The 20,747-nt window shown below is 69.9% G+C and carries 20 protein-coding genes and 2 pseudogenes; 6 read left to right on the top strand and 16 right to left on the bottom strand.

What is annotated here, in order from left to right; translation table 11 throughout:
* Positions 1-102: 102 nt before the first annotated feature.
* Entirely contained in the window at positions 103-1,050 is a 948-nt protein-coding gene (locus D7Y04_RS25445) for a hypothetical protein (RefSeq protein ID WP_121760968.1), read from the top strand.
* Positions 1,051-1,064: 14 nt separating this feature from the next.
* Here D7Y04_RS25445 and D7Y04_RS25440 read toward each other — a convergent pair whose 3' ends face one another.
* From D7Y04_RS25440 to D7Y04_RS25405, 8 genes are all read right to left on the bottom strand, one after another.
* The gene (locus tag D7Y04_RS25440; protein WP_121760967.1) at positions 1,065-1,550 is read right to left on the bottom strand and encodes an SRPBCC domain-containing protein; all 486 of its coding nucleotides are present in this window, start codon (positions 1,548-1,550) and stop codon (positions 1,065-1,067) included.
* Positions 1,547-1,909 carry a helix-turn-helix transcriptional regulator gene (locus D7Y04_RS25435; protein WP_120596142.1) on the bottom strand — a complete coding sequence of 121 codons (363 nt, stop codon included), beginning with the start codon at positions 1,907-1,909 and terminating at the stop codon, positions 1,547-1,549. The genes D7Y04_RS25440 and D7Y04_RS25435 overlap by 4 nt, the downstream gene beginning before the upstream one ends.
* Positions 1,910-1,920: 11 nt before the next feature.
* Positions 1,921-2,352 carry a VOC family protein gene (locus D7Y04_RS25430; RefSeq protein ID WP_121760966.1) on the bottom strand — a complete coding sequence of 144 codons (432 nt, stop codon included), beginning with the start codon at positions 2,350-2,352 and terminating at the stop codon, positions 1,921-1,923.
* 84 nt (positions 2,353-2,436) lie between these two features.
* Positions 2,437-3,930, bottom strand: a complete 1,494-nt coding sequence (locus D7Y04_RS25425; protein ID WP_121760965.1) for a hypothetical protein — start codon at positions 3,928-3,930, stop codon at positions 2,437-2,439.
* 76 nt (positions 3,931-4,006) lie between these two features.
* The gene (locus tag D7Y04_RS25420; RefSeq protein ID WP_121760964.1) at positions 4,007-4,564 is read right to left on the bottom strand and encodes a response regulator transcription factor; all 558 of its coding nucleotides are present in this window, start codon (positions 4,562-4,564) and stop codon (positions 4,007-4,009) included.
* Positions 4,561-5,868 carry an ATP-binding protein gene (locus D7Y04_RS25415; protein ID WP_121760963.1) on the bottom strand — a complete coding sequence of 436 codons (1,308 nt, stop codon included), beginning with the start codon at positions 5,866-5,868 and terminating at the stop codon, positions 4,561-4,563. Before D7Y04_RS25415 ends, D7Y04_RS25420 begins: the two co-directional genes overlap by 4 nt.
* Positions 5,865-6,533 carry a hypothetical protein gene (locus D7Y04_RS25410; protein ID WP_233601597.1) on the bottom strand — a complete coding sequence of 223 codons (669 nt, stop codon included), beginning with the start codon at positions 6,531-6,533 and terminating at the stop codon, positions 5,865-5,867. Before D7Y04_RS25410 ends, D7Y04_RS25415 begins: the two co-directional genes overlap by 4 nt.
* Positions 6,534-6,607: 74 nt before the next feature.
* The gene (locus D7Y04_RS25405) at positions 6,608-7,501 is read right to left on the bottom strand and encodes a transporter (RefSeq protein ID WP_120596149.1); all 894 of its coding nucleotides are present in this window, start codon (positions 7,499-7,501) and stop codon (positions 6,608-6,610) included.
* A 218-nt stretch (positions 7,502-7,719) separates the two neighbouring features.
* Here D7Y04_RS25405 and D7Y04_RS25400 point away from each other — a divergent pair, with 218 nt between their 5' ends.
* On the top strand, positions 7,720-8,157 hold the full coding sequence (locus D7Y04_RS25400; protein WP_120577140.1) for a DoxX family protein: 438 nt from the start codon (positions 7,720-7,722) through the stop codon (positions 8,155-8,157).
* A gap of 22 nt (positions 8,158-8,179) precedes the next feature.
* Here the strand turns inward: D7Y04_RS25400 and D7Y04_RS25395 are convergent, their stop codons facing one another.
* The 5 genes from D7Y04_RS25395 to D7Y04_RS25375 form a co-directional block, all read right to left on the bottom strand.
* Entirely contained in the window at positions 8,180-9,088 is a 909-nt protein-coding gene (locus D7Y04_RS25395; RefSeq protein WP_120596150.1) for a metallophosphoesterase, read from the bottom strand.
* Positions 9,089-9,312: 224 nt separating this feature from the next.
* A complete protein-coding gene (locus tag D7Y04_RS25390; RefSeq protein WP_120596151.1) occupies positions 9,313-10,860 on the bottom strand; it encodes a hypothetical protein in 1,548 nt (515 codons plus the stop codon).
* 209 nt (positions 10,861-11,069) lie between these two features.
* Positions 11,070-11,555, bottom strand: a complete 486-nt coding sequence (locus D7Y04_RS25385; RefSeq protein WP_120596152.1) for a hypothetical protein — start codon at positions 11,553-11,555, stop codon at positions 11,070-11,072.
* Positions 11,556-11,602: 47 nt separating this feature from the next.
* On the bottom strand, positions 11,603-11,980 hold the full coding sequence (locus tag D7Y04_RS25380) for a response regulator transcription factor (protein ID WP_120560878.1): 378 nt from the start codon (positions 11,978-11,980) through the stop codon (positions 11,603-11,605).
* A 198-nt stretch (positions 11,981-12,178) separates the two neighbouring features.
* Positions 12,179-12,631, bottom strand: coding sequence for a Fur family transcriptional regulator (locus D7Y04_RS25375; RefSeq protein WP_120527796.1), 453 nt, complete (start codon positions 12,629-12,631; stop codon positions 12,179-12,181).
* Between the two features lie 273 nt (positions 12,632-12,904).
* Here D7Y04_RS25375 and D7Y04_RS25370 point away from each other — a divergent pair, with 273 nt between their 5' ends.
* The gene (locus D7Y04_RS25370; RefSeq protein ID WP_120596153.1) at positions 12,905-14,878 is read left to right on the top strand and encodes an ATP-binding protein; all 1,974 of its coding nucleotides are present in this window, start codon (positions 12,905-12,907) and stop codon (positions 14,876-14,878) included.
* Between the two features lie 93 nt (positions 14,879-14,971).
* On the top strand, positions 14,972-15,382 hold the full coding sequence (locus tag D7Y04_RS25365) for a hypothetical protein (protein WP_121760962.1): 411 nt from the start codon (positions 14,972-14,974) through the stop codon (positions 15,380-15,382).
* Here D7Y04_RS25365 and D7Y04_RS25360 read toward each other — a convergent pair.
* The 3 genes and pseudogenes from D7Y04_RS25360 to D7Y04_RS25350 all read right to left on the bottom strand — a co-directional run.
* Positions 15,324-16,967: an ATP-binding protein gene (locus D7Y04_RS25360; protein WP_121760961.1), complete on the bottom strand. Its 1,644-nt coding sequence runs from the start codon at positions 16,965-16,967 to the stop codon at positions 15,324-15,326. The genes D7Y04_RS25365 and D7Y04_RS25360 overlap by 59 nt on opposite strands.
* A 125-nt stretch (positions 16,968-17,092) precedes the next feature.
* Positions 17,093-18,427 (bottom strand): hypothetical protein, encoded by a 1,335-nt coding sequence (locus tag D7Y04_RS25355; protein ID WP_120596156.1) that lies wholly within the window; start codon positions 18,425-18,427, stop codon positions 17,093-17,095.
* A pseudogene (locus tag D7Y04_RS25350) lies at positions 18,424-18,897 on the bottom strand (hypothetical protein); the annotation flags it as partial. The pseudogene D7Y04_RS25350 and the gene D7Y04_RS25355, both read right to left, overlap by 4 nt.
* 171 nt (positions 18,898-19,068) lie before the next feature.
* Here D7Y04_RS25350 and D7Y04_RS25345 point away from each other — a divergent pair.
* Both D7Y04_RS25345 and D7Y04_RS25340 read left to right on the top strand, forming a co-directional pair.
* On the top strand, positions 19,069-20,514 hold the full coding sequence (locus D7Y04_RS25345) for a hypothetical protein (protein WP_121760960.1): 1,446 nt from the start codon (positions 19,069-19,071) through the stop codon (positions 20,512-20,514).
* Positions 20,504-20,747 (top strand): annotated as a pseudogene (locus tag D7Y04_RS25340) (hypothetical protein); the annotation flags it as partial. The gene D7Y04_RS25345 and the pseudogene D7Y04_RS25340, both read left to right, overlap by 11 nt.

Genomic DNA, 20,747 nt, shown 5'->3' with positions numbered 1-20,747 from the left:
GGATGGGCCGGGAGGGCAGGGGCGCTGCTCGCGTCGTCGGAGTGCGTTTACCGGTTGATCAGGCCGCACGGCTCGTGAGGCCCTCACGCGGAGGCAGTCCCCATGCAGCGCAATCCCCCTCGCAATGTTTCATTCCGTTCCTCCCCCTGGACGGCGCTCTTCTGTCTGGCCGCGGCGCTGGTGGGCTGCGGTGCTCCCATCAACGAAGCCACCGAGGTGACGGGCCAGTCCTCGGACGGGCTGGTCTCCACCAATGGGCTCACGGTGAATGGCCTGACGGTGAATGGTCTGACAGTGAATGGTCTGACAGTGAATGGCCTCACGGTGAATGGCCTGACAGTGAATGGCCTGTCCACGAACGCGTTCCAGACCTGGTTCCAACAGGATCCCGCTTCGGCGGAGATGGTGATGCGCTACGTGGTGAGGTGCTCGATGGCGGCGGGGATGACGCTGACCTACCAGTCGCCGTCCACGGGGAAGAGCTACCTGTGGGACGGGAGTCTGGGATTGGCGCCGGGGTGGGCCGGGGGGCAGCCGGCGACGGTGGCGGAGCAGCAGGTGGTGAGCGCGTGTCTGGCGGCGCACGCGAACAAGTACGGCGTGCACGTGAACATCTCCGTGCTGGGGCGCGACGCGGTGGGCGGGATGATGCCGTACTCCACGGACGAGCTGAGCACCTACAACGAGAAGGAGGCGTGCTTCTTCGGCAACCTCTTCACGGGTGAGGGCACGTTCGCGGCGAACGACGGCGCGTACCTGGACTACGACGAGAGCACGGTGCGCACCTGCGGCCTGTCGTCCTGGAGCGACACGACGGCGTGCACGCCGATGAAGCACGTGGGCGCGTGCCGGTACTACTGCACGCTGGACGCCACGCGGACGTACTACACGCGCTGCACGTACAACGGCGTGAACTACCGGCCCATCACCACGCGCATGCTGCCCCAGGACATCTACCGCTGCGGTGACGGCGTGTGCCAGCTGACGGAGAAGTGCGGCGGCAGCAACACGGCCGACAGCTGCGCGGCGGACTGCGGCCCCTGCAAGTAGTCAGCGGGGCTTCCTCAAGTGGAGCGGGGCCGCGCGGCGTGGAGCCGGTAGCGCGTGACGAGGTCCCCCCACCAGCGGCCGATGGTCGCGACAGTGGCCGCTCCATCCTGGCCGTGGCGCACGGGGTGGTCCATGCGGATGGCGTCCCAGCCCCGGTGCTCGAGCACCACGCGGGTGCCGCCGAAGGTGGGCTCGAAGCGGACGTCGACCTCGGTGGTCTCTCCGGGGGCGAAGTTGCTCGCACGCCATTGGAAGACGAGCCGTGCGCCGGGTTCCCAGAGGAGCACGCGGCCGATTTCGTAGACGTCGTTTTCGAAGGACTCCAGCAGCCGGCCGCCGGGGCCGGGCGGTTCGAAGTGCAGGACGCCGCGAGGGTTCTGCAAGCCGCGGTAGCGCGGGCCCTTCTTCCACCAGAGGTCGGTCTCCTCGGTGAAGACCTCGAAGGCGTCCAGCGGGGATACGGCGACGAAGGTGGTGACGCGGGCGCGGTCGGCCGTCATGACTTGCGGCCTCTGGAGGGCTTCGTGCCGCGGGTGCGTTCGGCGTGGGCCTTGAAGGCGCCCAGCTGGTCGCCCCAGAAGGACTCCACCTCGTCGAGCCAGCCGCGCAGGGCGGCGAAGGGCTCCGGGCGCAGCGAGTAGACGCGCACGCGGGCATCGTCCGCGTCGATGCGTTCCTCCACGAGCCCCGTCTGGCGCAGCACGCGCAGGTGGCGGGACATGGCCGGGGGGCTCATGTCGAACGCGGCGGCCAGCTCTCCGGCGGGGTGGGGCCGGTGGCGCAGCCGGTCCACGACGCCCCGGCGCGTGGGGTCGGCGAGGGCGGCCAGGGTGCGGTCGAGCGCGGACGGGGTGGCCATGACGGACGAACCTACTTCGGTCCGAAGACGCGCTGGGTGAACCACCAGCGGTGGCCTTCGAGGTCCTCGGCGCCATAGGTGCGGTTGGTGCCCCAGTCGTCGCCGTAGTTCTTGGTCTCGGGCTCCATGAGGATGACGGCGCCGGCCGCGCGAGCCTGGGCGCAGTGGGCGTCCACGTCGTCCACGTAGACCGTGAGGGTCTGCGTGTTGACGCCCCCGTGCAGCCGGGGGCTCTGGTGGAGGCCGTGGCGCCCGGAGGAGTTCACCATGATGACGCCGTCGCCGTAGGCCAGCTCCGCGTGCACGATGCTGTTGTCCGCGCCCTCCACCTTGAGGCGCGTCTGGAAGCCGAACGCGCGCTCCAGCCAGTCGATGGCGGCGGGAGCGTCCACGTAGAAGAGGCTGGAGGAGATGCGCGGCCAGTCCTCGGGGATGGGCTTCATGGCGGTGACTCCGGACGGACGAGGTTCGTTAACGTCAGGGTGAATGATTAACCCTGACGTTAACTGTCGTCAACCCGTGGTCCGCTAGAAGACGCCTGGGAGAGGCCGGTCGCGGCCGGGCATCCGGGGGGCCTGGGCGGGATCGGTGGGCGGCGCGGCTTGCGGTCCGCGGATGGCCGGCATGGAGGCCGTGAGCCGCCCCACGTACAGCAGGCCCTGGAGGGGCTCGTTGGGAGCGGTCTCGCGCAGCTGGATGTACGGGCTCAGGCCGGGGCGGGCGGCCACCGTCGGCGTGGGCGTGGCGCCCACGATGCCGCAGACCAGCTTGCTGTCGCGGTTCAGGTCGCAGCCCCATCGCGTGCCCTGCGCGTAGCTCATGTCCAGTACGACGAGTGAGCGGTCCTTCATCAGGTGGGCCATGGGCGTGAAGGCCGGGTCCCACTGCGTGCCCTTCTCCGTCTGGGTATGCGTATTGCCCGCGAGCACCACCTGGACCTCGTCCGGCTTCGCGGCGCGGCGCTTCGTCCAGACCTGCGCCAGGGCCGCGTCGCGCTCGCTGCCGTTCATCAAGTCCGTGTCGTAGGCCACCACCGTCACGCGCAGGCCCGCCGCACGCAGCGCGCGAACTCGGTCAATGAGGTCGAGGACGGCGCGGCTGCTGCGTCCATCCTGGTACGTGCGAGTCCAGAAGCGGCCTTCCAGCAGCGCGTCCTGGTCGGCGGGGGCGCCGGGGCTGGACAGGTACGTGTCCACGCGCGCCTGCTCCGTGTCGGGAATCGAAAGGCCCAGGGCCACGGCGAGTCCCGTCTGGGCCGCCTGGCACGCCACGTGGCCCACGACGTCTGGGACTTCGTTGGAACCCAGTTGCTCGCCGATGAGCAGCGTGAGGCCCGGGTGCAGGAGTTCCGGCAGGCCGCGCACGGACGTGGTGCACGGGCCTTCCGCGACGGCCTCTTTCTTCCAGCGCTCCAGGTAGAACTCCGGCGCGCGGACGGGGGCGGGGCGTTTGTCTTCCGCCGCGTTGCCGGCGAGGACTTCGACAGAGGGAGCGGACTCCAGCCGCAGCGTGAGGGCCTGCTCCAGGTCCAGGTCGCGGGTGCCGTGCTGGGCGCCGCGCAGCATGGACAGCCGCTTGGTCTCCGCGTCGTCCTGGTCGAAGTCCACCTCCTTCACGAAGGGCTGGGCCCGCTGTTCGGCGCGCTCCAGGTACATCTTCCACCACAGCTTCTTCCACTCGACGTCATTGCCGGTCGTCTGGTGCGTCATGCGGAAGATGCGCACGACGGACTGACGCGGGCTCAGCGCGATGCCTGTCACCAGGTAGCGCGAGTACGTGGAGTTGCGCGAGCCGGCCCGGTCGGGTTCGGACCAGGTGGTGACGAGCTGGTTGGGGTCCTCCGTTTCCTCGAACGTGTAGCCCTGTTCCTCCAGCAGCTGGCGCGTGGCGGCGAGCGCCTCCGTCAGGGGCTTCTGGAAGACGTGCTCGTATTTGGGCAGCTCCGCTTCGGGTGCACGCTTCGAATGGGCACAGCCGACGGACAGCAGGGTCAATGCGACGACGAGCCAACGACAATGCATTCTGTCCCCCGGTGCGAGGAATGTGAATTCCTCCCAGGAGAACCCAATCACGACTCAGAAAGCGAGGCGGCTTGCGTCAACGCGACGGCGGATACTTCTGTAGCTTCCGCTGGAGTGACCTTCGGTGGATGCCCAGCTTGCGCGCGGCTTCGGAGATGTTTCCGGCGCTGTCCGCGAGCACGCGGTGGATGTGCTCCCACTCTGCTCGCGCCAGGGACGGCGCTTGGAGCGTCTCCGGGGCGGCGACGTTGGGTGCTTCCTCCGCCCTCGCGAACGCCGCCAGGATGTCGTCCGCGTCCGCGGGCTTCGGCAGGTAGTTCACCGCTCCCAGCCGGATGGCATCCACCGTCGTGGAGATGCTGCCGTAGCCTGTCAGCACGATGACTCGCGTGGATGCGTCCACCGCCAGCAGGTCTCGCACCAGCTCCAATCCGCTTTGCCCCGGCATGCGCAGGTCCACCACCGCGTACTCTGGTGACTCGCGCCTTGCCGCGACCATTGCCTCGTCGTGGTTGCCCGCTGTCGTCACGTCCCAGCCGCGCTCGCGGAAGGCCCTCGCCAATCGCTCGCGCAGCGTGGTGTCGTCGTCCACCATTAAAAGGCTGGGGCGTTGATCCACTGGGGCCGTGCTCATGCCGCTGCCTCCTTCGCGTCCGCGCCCGGCAGGCTCAGGCTCGCCGTCGTGCCTTCTCCTGCCTTCGAGCGCAGTTCCAGCGACCCGCCCAACTGCTCCGCCAGCGAGCGAGCCAGGAACAACCCCAGCCCCATGCCCTCGCCCGGCGCCTTCGTGGTGAAGAACGGCTCTCCCGCGCGTGTCAGCACCGCCTCCGGCATGCCCTGGCCCTCGTCGCGCACCTCCAGCCGCGCTCCCGTGCCCTCCGGCAGCACCCGCAGCTCCACGCCCCGACCCACGGGCGTCGCCTGGAGCGCGTTCTTCACCAGGCCCCGCAGCACCCGCGCCAACGCCCTCGGCGGTCCGTGGACTGGATGCGCCTTCAGCGCTTCCGGCACGTCTACCTTCACGCGCTCACGGCCGGACAGCTCCGACAGCGTCTCCTCCACCAACCGCTCCAGCGGGATGGCCTGGAAGGGTTCTCCCGTCGTCTGGCCCGCGTCCGCGGACATCTGCACCAGTACGTCTCGGCAGCGGTCCACCTGCTGGCGGATCAGCCTCAAATCCTCTCTCACGGACTCGGACGTCTGTGACGCCGCGAGCGCACGCTCCAGCTCCTTCGCCACCACCGCGATGGTGGACAGCGGCGTGGACAGCTCATGCGCCGCTCCCGCCGCCAGCGTCGCCAGCGAGGCCACCTTCTCCTGCCTCTCGTGCCTTGCCCGCGTCTGCTCCAATTCCTGCTCACGCAGTGTCAGCGCCCGCGTCACGCGCTGGATGAAATACACGATGAAGCCCGCCGCCACCGCGAACGCCACCCACATGCCGCTCAGGTGCAGTCGCATCAGCTCCGCGTGGTCTGGCCTCTCCAATCCAGGCAGCGTCACGTCCTGCAACACGAACAGCGAACCGAACGCCAACAGCGTGAAGCCCAGCATCGCCCACGTGCGGCGCGGCGGCAGCAGCACCGTGCCCAGCGCCACGTTCACCAGGTACAGCGTTGTGAAGGGATTGTGCGTTCCGCCGCTCAACGCCAGCAGCCCTGTCAGCACCAGCGTGTCCCAGAGCATCAGCCCGAAGATGGCCGCTTCCGCCACTGGCCTTGCCCTCGCGAGCCCCGCGCGCACCGCCGCGTTCGTCACCGCCTCCACGCCCAGCAGCGCCACCAGCGCGGGCACCGGCAGCACCAGCTTCAGACCCCACGCCGCCACCGCCACCAGCACTGCCTGCCCCATCAGCACGCCCCAGCGCAGCCTCAGCAGCCACACCAGGTTGATGCGGGCTCGGAGCGAGGGTTCGGAGGAGGGTGGCGGAGAAGACGTCATGGCGCGACGGAGGACATCGCCACGGAGCGGGCCACCGTGTCCAGCGCCGAGGCCGCCGCCCCGGGCGACTCCAGGTCCACCGTCGCCAACCACCTGTCCCAGGCGAGCGCGAAGGTGCGCTCGGCCGCCGGCTCGTCCTCGGACAGCGTCAGCCCGTCCAACACCACGTCCACCGTGGCGATGTTGGACGTCACCAGCCGGAAGGGCTGGGGCTCACCGCCTCCCGCGGGCACCCGCGTCCCCTCCAGCCACAGCGTGTGCTCCAGCATGTCCACGCCGCTGTCCGCCCCAGGCAGGCCGTCCGCGTCCGCGTCCGCGGGCTCGAAGGTGAGCCTCGCCCGGCAGTAGCGCCCTGGCGGCGGTCGCACCGTGCCCAGCGCCAGCACGCTCCCGTCCGGCCGCTCCAGGCCACTGACGTGCGGCGTGCCCAGCCTCAACGGCGAACCCACCGAGTGCGCGTGCGCGGTGCCAATGGGAGACAGCGCCTTCAAGAGCCGCCACCCCAGCGCCTCCTCGCACGGCTTCAGCTCCACGCTGCCCAGCGTCACGTAGCCTCGCGTCAGCGTGAGCACCTGGCCGTCCGCTCGTGTGAAGGAGCGCTCGCCTCCCGCCGCCTGCACGCCTTGCGCGGTGGCCCGGTGCTCCAGGCCCAGCGTGACGGTCATGCCGTCCACGCGCTCTCCACACGCGCTCAATGCGCACAGCAATCCCAACCATCCCAGACACGAGGAACGGATCATCACAGGTCGTATGCGAGCGAGAGCACAGCGATGGGCGTGGACGACACCCGGCGCAGTTGGTTGACGACAGGAATGCGCACCCCAGCCTGCACCACCACGTCCATCCCCGGGCTGAAGAGGACGTCCGGCGACGCGTACGCGATGAAGCCTCCTCCGGCCTCCTCTGGCGTGCCGTTCGTGTCCGGCGCCTTCTCCGCCCGGGTGTCCACGCCCAGCCGCACCGCCCACGTGGGGGACGGCTGGTATTGCGCCGCCACCTGCGTGCGCACCGACGCGCCCAGCCGGAAGTCGTCGCGCCCTCGCGAGGGCAGGAAGCCCAGGGCGCTCGCGAGGAACGACCAGTTGCCCCGGAAGCCCTGCCACGCCAGCCCCGCCATTGGATCCACGGAGCCGCTTCCGGGCTGCGCGTCGATGCCCAGCGTCGTGCCGTCCCTCGCGTGCAGCCGGGGGCCCGTGGGCAGCTTCACCCCTCCCACCACGCTGATCAGCTGATCCGGCGAGAACTCCTTGTCCTTCCACACGAACGCCTTCGCCGTCACATCGATGTCGCCCAGCCCCCAGCCGCGCTCCAGTCCCAGGCTCACGTCCTGGACCTCGCGGGCCTGGAGCGGCAGGTTCACCGCCAGCACCAGCCAGGGCCTGGGCGCGTACGCGACCGCCACGTCCATGCGCAGCTCGCGCAGCCGCTGCGCGTCCACGCCCGTCACGCCTTCCGTGTGCCCCCACGCGCGCAGCATCGTGGACAGACGCAGGCGCCCTTCGAAGGGCTGCTCGCCTCCCATGGACGTCAGGGTGGGGTCGCCGCATGCACAGCTCGCGCAGGCCCAGGCCGGGGCCGTGGGCACGAGGAGGAGCGCGGCGCTCAGGAGGAGGGCCAGGGTGGGGGTTCTCAAGGCGTGGGCACCCTAGCGTCCCCCTGTCCTGGCGCACTGTGGCGTGTTGTCGCAGCCCGGCGGTGCGTCACCCTGGGAACGGACCGACTGTCCACCCGTCAGGAGAGCGGGCAGGGGAGCAGGGGACAGCTGTCCGCCCGCCCATCCGTGCCTATCTGGAGAATGACACCGACCCGTCCGCGTTGAGGGAGGACACGCCGGAGGCATGGAGGTCATTCATGGGGCTGCTCGCACCGCTGGGACGGCTGCTGTTCTCGGTCATCTTCATCACCAGCGGGCTCAATCACTTCATCCAGCTCCAGGCCCTCACGGCCTACGCCCAGGCGTCAGGGGTACCCGACCCTCGCACGGCGGTGCTGGTGTCCGGCGGAGTGCTGGTGGTGGGGGGCCTGTGCGTCCTGCTGGGCGCCTTCGCCCGCCTGGGCGCGGCCATGCTCGCGGTGTTCCTGGTGGCGTCCGCCTTCATGGTCCATCACTTCTGGAAGATGGATGACCCCGTCCAGGCGCAGAACAACCTCATCCACTTCATGAAGAACCTCTCCATGGCGGGAGGCGCCCTGCTCATCGTCTACTTCGGGCCCGGCCCCTTCAGCCTGTCCCGCAAGAAGCGCGAGAACGCCCTGGGCGGCATGAAGCTGGGCACGCCCCTTCGCTGAAGGGGCGCGCTGTCACCGTGGATCAGGTCGCCCCGACGTGGGCGGCCTGCTGCGTGCGCAGGGTGAAGAAGGCGACCTCCGGCGTGCTGCCCCGGCGCAGGTACGGCCCGCCGAAGCCGAAGCCCAGCCCCTGGTTCACGTACAGGTGGTTGCCATTCACGCGGTAGTGGCCGCGGATGTACGGCTGGCCCGCGCGGCGGAAGAGCGCCTCCGTGAGGCCCCGGACGATGAACTGCCCGCCGTGGGTGTGCCCGGAGAACTGCACCAGCCCCGCGTGCGCGGGCAGCTTCTCCGCGGTGGGCGGCGTGTGGGCCAGCACCAGCCGCGTGCCGGACGTGGGCGCGCCACGGAAGGTGGCCTCCACGTCCTCCTTGCCGGTGAGCCCGTCGTCGATGCCCAGCACCGTCAGGGGCGCGCCCTTCACGTTCACCACGCGGTGCTCGTTCTGGAGCACCGTGTAGCCCAGCGCCTCGAAGGACATGCGCAGGTAGGGCGCGTCCACCCAGTGGTCGTGGTTGCCCATCACCACGAAGACGGGGCCGTTGAGCCCCTGCAGCAGCTGGCGCACGCGCGGCAGCGGCTTGGGGCTGTGCGTGACGTAGTCGCCGGTGAGGAACACCAGGTCCGGCGCGGCCTCGTTCACCGCGGCCACCGCGCGGCGGATGCGCACGTCGCTGGTTGCCTGGCCCACGTGCACGTCCGACAGCTGCGCGATGCGCAGGCCGTCATGCTCCGGGTGGATGCTGTCCAACTGGAGCAGGTGCTCGGTGAGGACGAAGTGATCCCTCCAGCGCAGGCGCCGGTCCGGCCGGAAGGGGTCGGGGCCTCGCGCCTGGAGCTCGTTGCGACCGTGGGGTTCCACCGCCTCGGAGATGGCGAGGGAGGAGGCGGCACCAGCGGCGTGACGGCGGCGGGCGAGTCTCAGGCGCATGCGTTCGGATTCCTCCGGCGGGGCGAGGCGATTGTAGAGAGCAGTCCGGGGGGCCGTGAAGCCCGGGGGCCCGGCCCGCCTGCCCCCTTGCACGAAGGCACGGGGGCGGAAGCAGAACCGGGCCTCCTTCCAGAACATTTCCCGCGCCTTCCAGGCAACCCTCCCCCCCCCGTGGCGCCGGGTGCGACATGCGCACCGCCCCGGCGTCAGGGTGGGAGTCCTGCTCAGTGGCCGCGCAGGACGGTCAGGCCCTCCGACGTCAGCACCAGCAGCATGCCGGAGGTGCCGGAGCCGTCGTACACGAGCTGGAGGACCTTGTTGCCGCGCACGTCCGCCACCTTCTCCACCGTCTTGGACGGGGTCAGCCGGTAGAGGCCTCCCGTGTTGGTGCCGATGAAGAGCGAGCCGTCATTGGTGGAGGCCAGCGCGTTGATGCTGCCGAGCGCCGGCACGTCCGCGCCGACGCGGGTGCCCTTCTGGAAGGGGTTGGTGGCGGAGAGGATGGTCATCTCCCACAGCCCCAGGTCCTTGCTGCCCAGGTAGTACTTCTGGTCCGTGGTCTGCTGGAAGGCGCGCCAGGAATCGAAGGTCTCCTGCGAGTTGACCTCCGGGAGGTAGGAGGACTTCACCTTCTGCTGGTTGATGCCCGGCGTGGTGGTGTCGTCCCAGTTCTCCATCTTCGTGTCGGGCGTGACGGTGCCGAAGTTCCACTCGTTCGCGATGAGCACGTCCCCGCCCGGCGAGATGCCCAGGCCGTAGGTGTAGCCGGCGTACTGGGAGCCCCGCGCGTCGAACCACACCGGGTGCCGGTGGGCGTTGTACGTCAGGCCCCGGATGCGGGTGACGCCGTGGTTGGAGCCGAAGAAGACGTCGCCCTTGTTCGGGCCGCGCAGCACGGACGTGCAGCTGTACATGGCGCGGTCTTCGTCGAAGTGGTGGTCGTTGCTGTTGCGGATGCCCAGGCTGACGCCGTCCACCACGGTGGGGCCCGTCTGGATGATGGGGTTGCCACTCGCGTCCTTGTTGGCGCGGCGGGACTGGTTGATGTGGCTTTCGAGGACGACCTGGCCGCTGGCGTCCAGCTTCACCGCGTCCACGTCACCCTGCCTGTAGAACTGGAGCCGGCGCGGGCTGAACGGGAAGCAGGTGGTCTCGTTCACCGGGACTTCACACGGCTTCGCGGTGACGATGAAGTTGGTGTGGATGTCCGGCCACTCCGGATCCACGCCCAGGTCGTCCGCGTAGTAACCCACGTAGGCGCGGCCCGCCTCGCCGCCGCAGATGACGCTGGAGGGCTGGCCATCCGCCGCCTGGCCCACGGGCCCTCCCACCCAGACCAGCTTCTGCGTGTCCGCGCGCACCACGCCAATGCGTTCGCCGTCCAGCACCCAGATGTTCTTGCCCAGGTCCACGCTGACCGACTTCACCCTGCCGATGCCGTAGCGGTCCGAATAGTTCGTCACCGGATCCGCGGGCCACGGGTCCACCGTGCCCGCGTCCGTGCCGCCGTCGGTGCCGGCATCCGTGCCCGCGTCCGTCCCGGCGTCGGTGCCCGCGTCCGTCCCTGCATCCGTGCCGGCGTCGATGTCCGTCCCTGCATCCGTGCCCGCGTCGGTGTCGCCCCCGGTCCCCGCATCCACCCCTGGCCTCGGGTCGACATTGTCCGTGTCATCAATGGGAGTCGTGGGCCCGTCGGACCCTCCGCAACCCCACGCCGACAGCACCATCGCCCCCACACACACGCCCAGCCCCAGCAGTCGTCGATTCACCATGGTCTCCCTACGCGTACGCGCTACCTAAGCAAGCGGCGTACCCACCCTGGAGATCAGGCTGTCCGTGCGGCATTCCCTGGGGAGAGGGCAATTTCCTTCCCAGCCAGGGCACCGGCCGACCCTGAAGGAGCAGTAAAAAAGCCGGGCCCGCTCCCTTGGTGGGAAGCGGGCCCGGTGAGAGGCATTGAAGAACCTGTCCGACTGTCGGACTACTTCTTGGGCTTGGGCGAGGTCGCCTTCAGCTCCAGCGCGACGGAGTCATCTCCGTCCAGCTGGAACTTCGCGCGCACCTTGGCGCCCTCCGGCAGGTCGCTCACCTTCGCCGGCTGGTCGTCCAGGGTCACCTTCGTCTTGTCGCGCACCTCCAGCTTCACCTCCGGCAGCGTGTCCTTGCGCGCCAGGGTGATGTCGTCGTCGTCCTTGGCCTTCACGGTGCCTTCCAGGTCGAAGGCGTGATTCTCCTTCCACACGCCCGTCTGCGCCGCGGCCTCCTTGGAGGTCGGCGCGCCCACGACGCTCTTCGCGGCGTCACCGATGGCGGGGCCCACCTGCTGGGCCTCGATGCCCGTGGACCGGCGGCCGTGCTGACGCGAGCTGGGCGCGCTCGGCGCCGGGTTCTCTGGCGTGCCGGTGGGTTCCTGCGCGAAGGCAGTCGTTCCCAGACACATCACTGCCGCGATGATGAGCTTCTTCATGGTCCGCTCCCTTTCGTGGATGGGTTTCGTGTCCCCGTGCTCAAAGTTCAGACGGGCAGGCAGAGCTGCTTCACGGTGGTGAGCAGCGCGGACAGGTCCAGCGGCTTGCGCAGGTAGCCCGCCACGCCCATGCCATCCACCGTGTCGCGCACGTCCAGGTCCGCGCTGGCCACCACCACCGGGATGTCCGAGCACGCGCGCTCGTGGCGCAGCGCCTCGCGGAACGCGACGCCGTCCATGCGCGGCATCATCAGGTCCAGGAGGATGAGCTGTGGCCGGGGCTCGGACGAGCGCAGCCGCTCCAGCGCCTCCAGCCCGTCCGCCGCCAACTGCACGGCGTAGCCCTCCAGCTCCAGCGCGTCCTGGAGTGCATCCCGGATGTCCATGTCGTCGTCGACGACCAGCAACGTGTGATGGGCTTCCATCCCAATCCCCCTGCGAACCCTGGAGCGCCCACGCCATCCCCCGAGCCGGGACGGCGGGCCTCCGCTTCGCCAGGACGAATCTGTGTCCGGGGGCGGGAGAGCGGAAGCTCACCATGTAGGCGTCTGCCTACCAGTGAGCACATCTCCGGCGAGGGCTCGCCAGTCCGGTTGCCCGGCGGGTGGGGAGGGGAGGGGGTGCTACTCGCAGCGGTCGCAGAGGCCGCGCAGCTGCACTTCCACGGCGCGCTGCGACACGGCGCGGGGGACGCCCCGGGCGGTGGTGAGGCGCACGGACTCTTCAGGGAGGCAGGCGACGGTGCCGCAGTCGGTGCAGGTGAAGTGGGGGTGGTTGTTGGCGTGCTCGGTGGCGCCGGCGCGCTTGAGCTCGAAGCGCCAGACGTGGTCGCCCAGGTCGGCGCGCACGACGAGGCCGGCCTCGGTGAGGTCGGTGAGGTTGCGGTAGATGGTGACGCGGTCGTAGCCCTCGCCGCCCAGCTCCTCCACCAGGTCCGCGTGGCTCATGGGGGCGGTGGCGGTCTCCAGCTTGCGCAGCACGGCCACCCGGGGGGCGGTGCTGCGCAGCCCCGCGGCGCGAATCCGGTCCTGGAACCCGGTCAGCTTCTCCTGCGCCGTGACTTTCTTGGCACCCATGGGCGGTCGAATAACACACCGCCGCGCCCACGTCCCCCACGCCTGTGCAAACGAAGTGTACCTGTAGCCGGGTTGTACTTGTGACGCGGCAGGCCAGCGCCAGGCCTCCCTGGTCCGTGGCCTTCCAACTTCCAACACTTCCAAAGGGTTGCCTTGACTCGGAGGCCCCCGTCACCAGACTGCGCCCTTTCCACACCCTGGTGGCGGGCCGTTGGGGTCCCACCTTCCAGAACGACCTGTCGCCCGCGCCCGTCCTCCTCCTCCAGCCCCCCGATGAAGCCCACCTTGCTGCTCGTCGAAGCCCCGGGCTCCCACCGGGAGCTCCTGTCCCTGGCGTTCCAGGGGCAGGGTTGGCGGGTGCTGCTGGCGGCGGGGGTGGAGCCGCTGGTGCAGGCGCTGCGCGAGTCCCCTCCGGTGCACCTGGTGCTGGCGGCGGGGGCGCTGCTGGCCTCTGAGACAGGGCGGTTGGACGCGCTGCGTGAGGCGCTGGCCGCGTCCGGTGCCTCCCTCTGGTTGGAGGCGCCGCTGGCCGAGCAGGAGGCCCTGCGGCGGTCGGGCCTGCCGGTGGCGGGGTTCCTCGCGACCGGGATGTCGCTGGGAGCCCGGGTGGAGGCGGTGCGTCAGGCCCTGCCCAGGGAGGCGCGGGAGGCGCAAGGCCGCCAGGCCGCGCTGCGGGTGCTGGTGGTGGAGGACGACCCCGTCTACCGCAAGCTCCTGCAACTGGCGCTGGCGCCCTTCCGCTTCGAGCTCATGGAAGCGGAGGACGGGCTGTTCGCGCTGGAGCTGGCGCGGCGGCATCCGCCGGACGTCGTGCTGGCGGACGTGCTGATGCCCCGGCTGGACGGCTTCCGGCTGTGCCTGGCCCTGCGCCAGGACCCCAAGCTCGCGCGCGTGCCGGTCATCCTCACGCACGCCACCGCGCCGGACGAGCTGGACCTGCGCATGGCCGCCAACGTGGGGGCCAACGCCTTCGTGCGGCGCGCACAGGGGGATGACGAGTTGGTGGCCACGCTCCTGCGCGAGTCGCGCGCGGAGGGGCCCCTGCCCGCGCCCGTGCACGGCGAGCTGTCCACGGAGACGCACCTGTACGCGATGGTGCGCCAGCTGGAGCGGCGCGTGGGGTTGCTGGAGCAGGCCGAGCGCACCGCGCGCGAGAGCGAGGAGCGCTACCGGCTGGTGGTGTCCGGCTCCTATGACGGTGTGTGGGATTGGGACGTGCGCAACCAGCGCATGTACTGGAGCCCGCGCCTCCTGGAGATGCTGGGGCTGAAGCCGGAGGACTTCCCGGGGACGTCGGAGGCCTTCCTCGCGCGGGTGCACCCAGAGGACCGGGACTCGGTGGCGTCCGCGCTGGCGCTGCACCTGGAGCAGGGCGCACCCTACGACGTGTCCTTCCGGCTGAAGCACGAGGCCGGGGGCTACCGCTCATGCGTGAGCCGGGGCCGGGCCATCCGCGACACGCAGGGCCGGCCGGTGCGCATGGCGGGCATCATTGGCGACGTGACGGAGCAGCTGCGGCTGTACCGCGAGGCGCGCGAGGCGGTGCGCGTGCGGGACGAGTTCCTGGCGGTGGCCGCGCACGAATTGCGCACGCCCCTGGCCGCGCTGCGGCTGCGCGTGCAGGGTACGGCGGCGGCGCTGAAGCTCGAGCGCCAGGTGGCGCCGGAGCGGCTGGAGCGCGCGCTGGTGGCGGCGGACCGGCAGGTGCAGCGGCTGGCGGACCTGGTGGAGGGGCTGCTGGACGTGTCGCAGATGCAGAGCCACGCGCCCCGGCTGAACCTGGAGGCCGTGGACCTGGGGCAGGTGGTGCGGGACGTGGTGCTGCGCTCGGAGGAGTTGGCGTCGCGCGCGGGGTGCCTGCTGGTGGTGCGCGACGTGGCGTCCGCGGTGGGCCACTGGGACGCGCTGCGGCTGGGGCAGGTGGTGACGCACCTGCTGGTGAACGCGGTGAAGTTCGGCCCGGGCAAGCCCGTGGAGCTGGAGGTCCAGGCGGACGAGACCACGGCCTGGCTGATGGTGCGCGACCACGGCATCGGCATCGCGCCGGACCGGGTGGACGGCCTCTTCCGCCGCTTCGAGCGCGCCGTGCCCGCGCGCAACTACGGTGGGTTGGGGCTGGGGTTGTACCGCCTGTCTCGCATCGTGGAGGCGCACGGCGGCGAGGTGGCGGTGACGAGCACCCTGGGGCAGGGGGCGACGTTCCGGGTGCGACTGCCACGCGCGGGGCCCCCGGTGGGCCACGCCTGACGGGTGTCTGGCCCCTTGGCGCTCTGTCGGCTGAGCTACAGACGCTGACCCTGGGACGCTGTTCATCCGGGAGGAAGGACGCAACTTCCCCGCATGAAAAAGCGACCCACCGTGCTGGTGCTCAACGGAAGCGAGGATCTCATCGAGGCACTGGAGGAGGTGCTCGACGGGGTGGGCTTCCAGACGAAGGGCGTGCGCGTGCAGGACGTCATCCGCGGCCCCCTGGACTTCGCCACGCTGGTGCGGGAGGCGGCGCCGGCGGTCATCGTCTACGACATCAGCGTGCCGTTCCGCCTGAGCTGGCACGCGTTCCAGAAGCTGGCCGCGACCCCCGCCGCCGCGGGCATCCCCTTCGTGCTCACCACCACCAACCGCGAGGGCGCGAAGGAATACACGGGGCCAGATGTCATCGAGTTGCTGTTGAAACCCTACGACATCGACCAGTTCACCCAGGCGGTGGCGCTGGCGGCGAAGCGGGGGGCTGTCGAGGCAGGCGCACGGTGAAGGTGGTGCCCGCCTCCGCCGTGCTCGTCACGCTCACGGTTCCGCCGTGGGCGTGCACCACCTGACGCACGATGAAGAGGCCCAGGCCGATGCTGCGGTCCGAGCGGTCTGCCTGGTGGGGGGTGCCGCGCTCCAGGGGGGCGAAGAGGCGCGGCAGCAGCTCCGGGGAGATGGGAGCGCCCGCGTTGTGGACCTCCAGCACCACCGTGTCCACCGTCCCCAGGCTGCGCACCTGGATGGGGGCATCCGGGTCGCCGTAGGTCAGCGCGTTGCCCAGCAGGTTGCCCACCACCTGGGAGAGCCGGTCCGCATCCCATGTTCCCGCGCCGTCGCCCGCGGAGGTGACCTGGAAGACGCGTCCGGGGGCGCGCGTCTGGGCCTCCTCGACGGCGGTCTCCACCAGGGCATGGAGGTCCGCGCCCTGGAGCTTGAGGGGGAAGTCGCCGTGGCGCACCTGGGTGAAGTCGAGCAGGTCGCGGATCATCCGCACGGCCCGTTCGGTGGCGGTGCGGATGCGGTGAACGCGCTGCTGCTGTGAGTCGTTGAGACCCGCGCGCTCCAAGAGCAGCGTGGAGGACAGCAGGACGGAGGACAGCGGGCTGCGCAGGTCGTGGCTCACGATGCCGATGAGCTGCCGCTCGAAGTCGCCGCGCTGGCGTGCCTCCTGCTCCAGCTGCTTCCGGGCGGTCACGTCCCGCAGGGCGCCCACCACCTGGACGACGCGCGCGGCTTCGTCACGGACGATGAGGGCGTGCTCTTCCACTTCCCGCCAGGCGCCGTGCGCGTCGCGGAACCGGTGGCTGCCGCGCCACACGTCGCCGCCGCCTTCGATGGCTTCGCTGAAGCCGCGCTGGACGGCGGTGAGGTCCTCCGGATGGATGTGTCTCCGCCACCAGTCCAGGCGTGGCACCCGCGGGTCATCCAGCGGGCCCAGCAGGTCCTGTCCGCCGCTGCTCCACTCCAGGATGTCTGTCTGGGGGTTCCATTCCCAGATGGCGTCCTGGGTGGCGCGAGCGGCCAGCCGGAAGCGCTGTTCACTGTTCCATGCGCGCAGCTCCGCGGCGCGGACCTCCTCGAGCGCGCTCTCCGCGAGGGTCCGGCGGGCCTGCTCGTCGGACAGGCTCTGGCGGCTGGTGTCGAGCTCCTTCGTCACCCGGGTATCGCGCTGGCGCTGCTGCCGGCTCCAGTGGGCCAGACCCAGGACGCGGGCGACCAGCTCCTGGGCGCGGAAGGGCTTGAAGACGTAGTCATTGGCGCCGGCGCCCAGTCCTTCGACGACGTCCTCGGGGCTCTGATGAGAAGTGAGCAGTAGGACGGGGATGCGGGCCGTGGCGGGGATGCTCCGGACGAAGGCGCAGACCTCCAGGCCGGTGAGGCCAGGAGTCTCCCGGTCCAACACGAGCACGTCCGGCGGCGTCTGGATGCCAAACGCTTCCACCAGCACGGCCCCGTCGGAGAACAGCGTGACGTCGCACGCGGATGCGAGCGCCGCCTGCGTGGCCCGGGCTTCGGTGGGCGAGTCCTCCAACAGCCACACGCTGGGGCGTTGCGCCGCATCAGGGCGTGTCGTGGAGTCGGAGGGCATCGGGGGATGGACGGGGTCCTAGTGCGTCCGTCGGACACAAGTCCAGTGGCGGCGGGTCGCGGCCTCATGCGGGGTGGTTGCCCGGTGGACAGCCGGTCGCGCCGCGCGCACGCGCGTGGCTCCTGTCACGACCTGTGTCGCTCCGCTTCCCGGAAGAACTGCGTGAGCGAGTGCGTCAGCAGCGACTGGCGGGATTCCATGTAGCGGCGGGCGCGGAGGAAGGGCAGCCAGACGCGCTGGCCGACACGCACCTGAGACTCTTCGGGGTTCTGGCGCGAAATCCAGGTCCCCCCCAGGCGCTTCACCAGGATGCCACCCAGATAGGCCCCCAGGGCCGTGGCGGTGTGCGAGTCGATGAGGTCTCGCTTGTAGCGCTCCGGGAAGTTCTCCCGCCAGAAGTAGAAGTCGAGGTCCGTGAGGGACTCCGGTGTCGCGTCGAAGATGCTGGGCACCTGGGGATGGAGGGCGGCCACGAGGCCTTCGGTCAGGTCGACGTAGCCGCTGTGGACCTGCGCTGGACTCGCTACGTCCGAGGGCAGGGCGGCCGGGAGCCACTCTTCCGGTTCGGGTGGCTGGAAGGCATTGAGTTCAGCGATCTTCCGCTGACGTTCACTGATGGCGACCCTGTCCACCATCCGCGAAAGCAGAGCTGCCAGGTCCGGGTGGAAGCGGGGCTCCACGGGAGCGAGTGCGGCGCTGCGCTCATGCAGGGTCCGCAGCACCGTGTCGAAGTCGAGGTCGGGCCGCAGGTGGACATGCGCGCGGGCCTGGGCCATGCGCGCTTCGTCGCTGGCGAAGTCCGCGGCGGTGGGGCGCAGCACCAGGAGGACGGAGCCGTTGGGGAGCTCCTCCACGCGGTGGGCGGGTGTGGACAGCACTCGCTCGCGGCCGACGGTTTCCACCAGCTTCGGGCCGAAGATGTTCAGCCAGGACACTTCGTAGAACTGGTCGAACCCGTCTCTCAGCGTGGTTTCATCATCACGACCATACTGGGGAGCCCCGGACAATTGATCGTCCGCCATGCTGTGGGCCATCGCGTATGAAGCAGGGTAACGCAAGGCCCACGCACGCATCATTTCCACAAGCCGAACGCACCGGGCACTCTCCCCAAACGACGACAGCGAGTCGATGCAAATCGAGACACTCAGCTCTGGGGGTGATGTTGAAAAGCGGAGCCTGATGGTCATGTCCAACGCAGGCCGCTGCACACGATAGAAGCCAATCGTCGCGGTCCTCGCCCCGCGCGCCTCTTTGAGTGATTGCCAGACAGCGGCCCGGGAATACCTACGGCCATGTTTTCCCTCGACAACCTCTGGCATCCATTCGCCCGCATGCGTCTCCAGGATTTCGAAAAACCCCTCCAGCTCATCTTCAATTGCGGCCGTACTCGTGAAGGAGGCATCGAAAGAGAGAACGAGGACATCTCCTGCTCTCGACTCCCATAGGTTCAGATGCTTCATTGAAACAGCACCTCCACTCCCTGAACGGCGTCACGAGTTCCCCTCAAGGCAGGGCTCAACACCCTGGCTTCCGGGGGCTTGAGTTCTCCACCTTCATAGATCAAGCGGACCCTCTGAACCTGCACCGCCAGCTCCATCCCAGGACGCCGGATGTTCAGCGTCTCGCCGTAATACCTCAGGGCGTTGCTTGCGTCTGTGGTCATCTGCGCCTCAAGAACTCGTGACTCCGTGTGTGAGAGGTCCCTGCTCTTGAAGCTGAATGTCTCCACGCGGGGACTCGGGCCCGCAGCGGGCCCTTCTTCGATGACGAGCACGTCCGCGAAGCGCAGGTCCGCCTTCGCCACGCCGACGTGTGTTTCGATGCGAGGCTGGTCGAAGTCCTTGAGCCACCGCCGCTGCGCCCGTGGCAGGGCCGCATCCGCCTCCAGGAGGGACACCATGGTCTGCTCGAAGGCCAGGCCCCGGGCATACCGGTGACCCGCGAGCGATCCAACAGGGCGGCCCATGACAGGCGCCATGGCGTGACACGTCTGTCCATGACCTGTCTGGCGCCCTCGGCGCAAAGCATTGGCCCGCGGCCCTGTCGGACCGAAAGGGAAGACTCTGTCCTTTTCCCTGCCGGGGCCTTCCAAGGAGACGCCATGTTCATGCGCTGGAGTTGGACCGTCGTCTTGCTGCTGCTGTTACCCGGGGCGGGAGGGGCGCAGGAGGTGGTTGCCCCGGAAGACTTTGACTCCATCGTGAGCAGGCTGGAGGAGGCCATTTCGGCCGGGTCTTCCGGAGAGGAAGGAGAGGGAGAGGCGCAGCCCGGGGAGGAGACTTCTTCGCCCGCCACGTCAGACTCGGCACCCGCATGGACGAACCTGCTGCGCGTGGACGCGGCGACGTTGACGTTGCTGCCTGGGAGGGGCGCGGGCACCGACGAAGGCTTCGTGCAGGTGGAGCCCATGATGGCCTTGGGAAAGGGCGAGTCATTGCGCCTCATTCTCGGTGCGCCGGTGCGGCTGCGGCTGTGGGGCGGAGGCGAGGGCGCGGGCCTCGTGAGGAAGGAGGACTGGGACACGCTGTCCGACTGGGGGCAGGTGGTTCGCCTCTTCATGGTGGGAGGGGATACGCCCAACTCGGTGTGGCTGGGGATGATGGAGGGCTACTCCCTCTTGTCCGGACACCTGGTGCGGCGCTACGGCAACCGCGTCAACCCCGACTCCCACCCGGCCGGCGTCATCGCGACGGGGACATTGGGGCCGGTGTACGCGGAGGCCTTCGCTTCGGACGTGCTGAGCGCTCGTCTGACGGGGGCGGAGGTGGCTCTGGACGTGCAACACGTCCTCTTCGGCCGGCCCCCTGTCCCGGGCCGCTACACGCTGGCGCTGTCGGCGGTGCATGACTGGGGGCAGGTTGGAGGCACATCGAGGCCCATGACGCTGGCGCACCTGGACGCCACCGCCGTGGTGCTGCGGCGCGGGCGCAAGGGCAAGAGGGTGGAGGCGCACCTGCTGGGCGGCTGGGGCGGACGCCCGGGCGAGGGTGGAGCCTGGGGCGCGGTGGCGGGCGTGGGCGTGGATGCGTTGACGTCGACGGTGGACTTACGGGCCCGCCTGGAGGGGCGCCTGCAGCGAGGAGGCTTCCGGCAGGGCGCCTTCGGCCCGGACTACGAACTGGCGCGCTTCCAGGTGGCGGGCCCGGCCTCCGTGCCGCTGGCGGAGGCGTCCTTCCCGGAGGGGACTTCCGCCTACGGGGAGGTGATTCTCAGCTGGGACGCGGTGCGCCTGAGTGGCATGCGCCAGCGACACCTCTTCCTCTCCCTGGGAGTGGAGGCCTTCTCCTGGGGCCGGGTGGACGTGGACGGGCGGGTGGAGGCGCAACTCCTCCACCGGGACTTCAGCCTGGGCGTCGGCGGGCTGGCGACGGCCATGGGCCAACCTGGAGCGCGCTACGTCGTCTCGGGGGCGGCCCGGTGGCGCTTCCTGGGGGGCAACCTCTACGCGCTGGGGCAGGGCGGCACGCTGTTGTTTCCCACGCCGGAAGGGACGCTGCTGCCGGGGGCCTTCGCGGCCGTGGGGCTGGGGGTGGACAATGCGCACTGAGCGACGGTCGCGCGGCGGAGTGGGCCTGGTGCTGGCCCTGGCGCTCCTCACCGCGGGGTGCGCCTCGCTGCCCTCAAGGGCGGGCCCTGGGGGCACCCTGGCTGCCGCCTCGGGCCCAACGCCCATGGTGGCCTTGGGGCGGAGTGCCGTCGCGGCTCTCTCCGCGGACGACGCGCTCGAGGACTTCGACGACGAGCAGTTCGCGGCCGGACCGCTCCTGCACCGCCGCCGGA

Source organism: Corallococcus sp. AB038B (assembly GCF_003668955.1).
Classification (GTDB): Bacteria; Myxococcota; Myxococcia; order Myxococcales; family Myxococcaceae; genus Corallococcus; species Corallococcus exiguus.
Note: the sequence above shows the minus strand (reverse complement) of the source record. Positions and strands in the feature narration are given on the sequence as shown.

Coding starts and splice junctions, on each gene's coding strand:
- D7Y04_RS25430 (WP_121760966.1), bottom strand. CDS start 2,352: ATGAAGCCCATCCCCGAGGACTGGCCGCGCATCTCCTCCAGCCTCTTC.
- D7Y04_RS25400 (WP_120577140.1), top strand. CDS start 7,720: ATGGGGCTGCTCGCACCGCTGGGACGGCTGCTGTTCTCGGTCATCTTC.
- D7Y04_RS25375 (WP_120527796.1), bottom strand. CDS start 12,631: ATGGGTGCCAAGAAAGTCACGGCGCAGGAGAAGCTGACCGGGTTCCAG.
- D7Y04_RS25440 (WP_121760967.1), bottom strand. CDS start 1,550: ATGACGGCCGACCGCGCCCGCGTCACCACCTTCGTCGCCGTATCCCCG.
- D7Y04_RS25380 (WP_120560878.1), bottom strand. CDS start 11,980: ATGGAAGCCCATCACACGTTGCTGGTCGTCGACGACGACATGGACATC.
- D7Y04_RS25390 (WP_120596151.1), bottom strand. CDS start 10,860: ATGGTGAATCGACGACTGCTGGGGCTGGGCGTGTGTGTGGGGGCGATG.
- D7Y04_RS25385 (WP_120596152.1), bottom strand. CDS start 11,555: ATGAAGAAGCTCATCATCGCGGCAGTGATGTGTCTGGGAACGACTGCC.
- D7Y04_RS25445 (WP_121760968.1), top strand. CDS start 103: ATGCAGCGCAATCCCCCTCGCAATGTTTCATTCCGTTCCTCCCCCTGG.
- D7Y04_RS25360 (WP_121760961.1), bottom strand. CDS start 16,967: ATGCCCTCCGACTCCACGACACGCCCTGATGCGGCGCAACGCCCCAGC.
- D7Y04_RS25435 (WP_120596142.1), bottom strand. CDS start 1,909: ATGGCCACCCCGTCCGCGCTCGACCGCACCCTGGCCGCCCTCGCCGAC.
- D7Y04_RS25425 (WP_121760965.1), bottom strand. CDS start 3,930: ATGCATTGTCGTTGGCTCGTCGTCGCATTGACCCTGCTGTCCGTCGGC.
- D7Y04_RS25370 (WP_120596153.1), top strand. CDS start 12,905: ATGAAGCCCACCTTGCTGCTCGTCGAAGCCCCGGGCTCCCACCGGGAG.
- D7Y04_RS25365 (WP_121760962.1), top strand. CDS start 14,972: ATGAAAAAGCGACCCACCGTGCTGGTGCTCAACGGAAGCGAGGATCTC.
- D7Y04_RS25395 (WP_120596150.1), bottom strand. CDS start 9,088: ATGCGCCTGAGACTCGCCCGCCGCCGTCACGCCGCTGGTGCCGCCTCC.
- D7Y04_RS25345 (WP_121760960.1), top strand. CDS start 19,069: ATGTTCATGCGCTGGAGTTGGACCGTCGTCTTGCTGCTGCTGTTACCC.
- D7Y04_RS25415 (WP_121760963.1), bottom strand. CDS start 5,868: ATGACGTCTTCTCCGCCACCCTCCTCCGAACCCTCGCTCCGAGCCCGC.
- D7Y04_RS25410 (WP_233601597.1), bottom strand. CDS start 6,533: ATGACCGTCACGCTGGGCCTGGAGCACCGGGCCACCGCGCAAGGCGTG.
- D7Y04_RS25355 (WP_120596156.1), bottom strand. CDS start 18,427: ATGAAGCATCTGAACCTATGGGAGTCGAGAGCAGGAGATGTCCTCGTT.
- D7Y04_RS25420 (WP_121760964.1), bottom strand. CDS start 4,564: ATGAGCACGGCCCCAGTGGATCAACGCCCCAGCCTTTTAATGGTGGAC.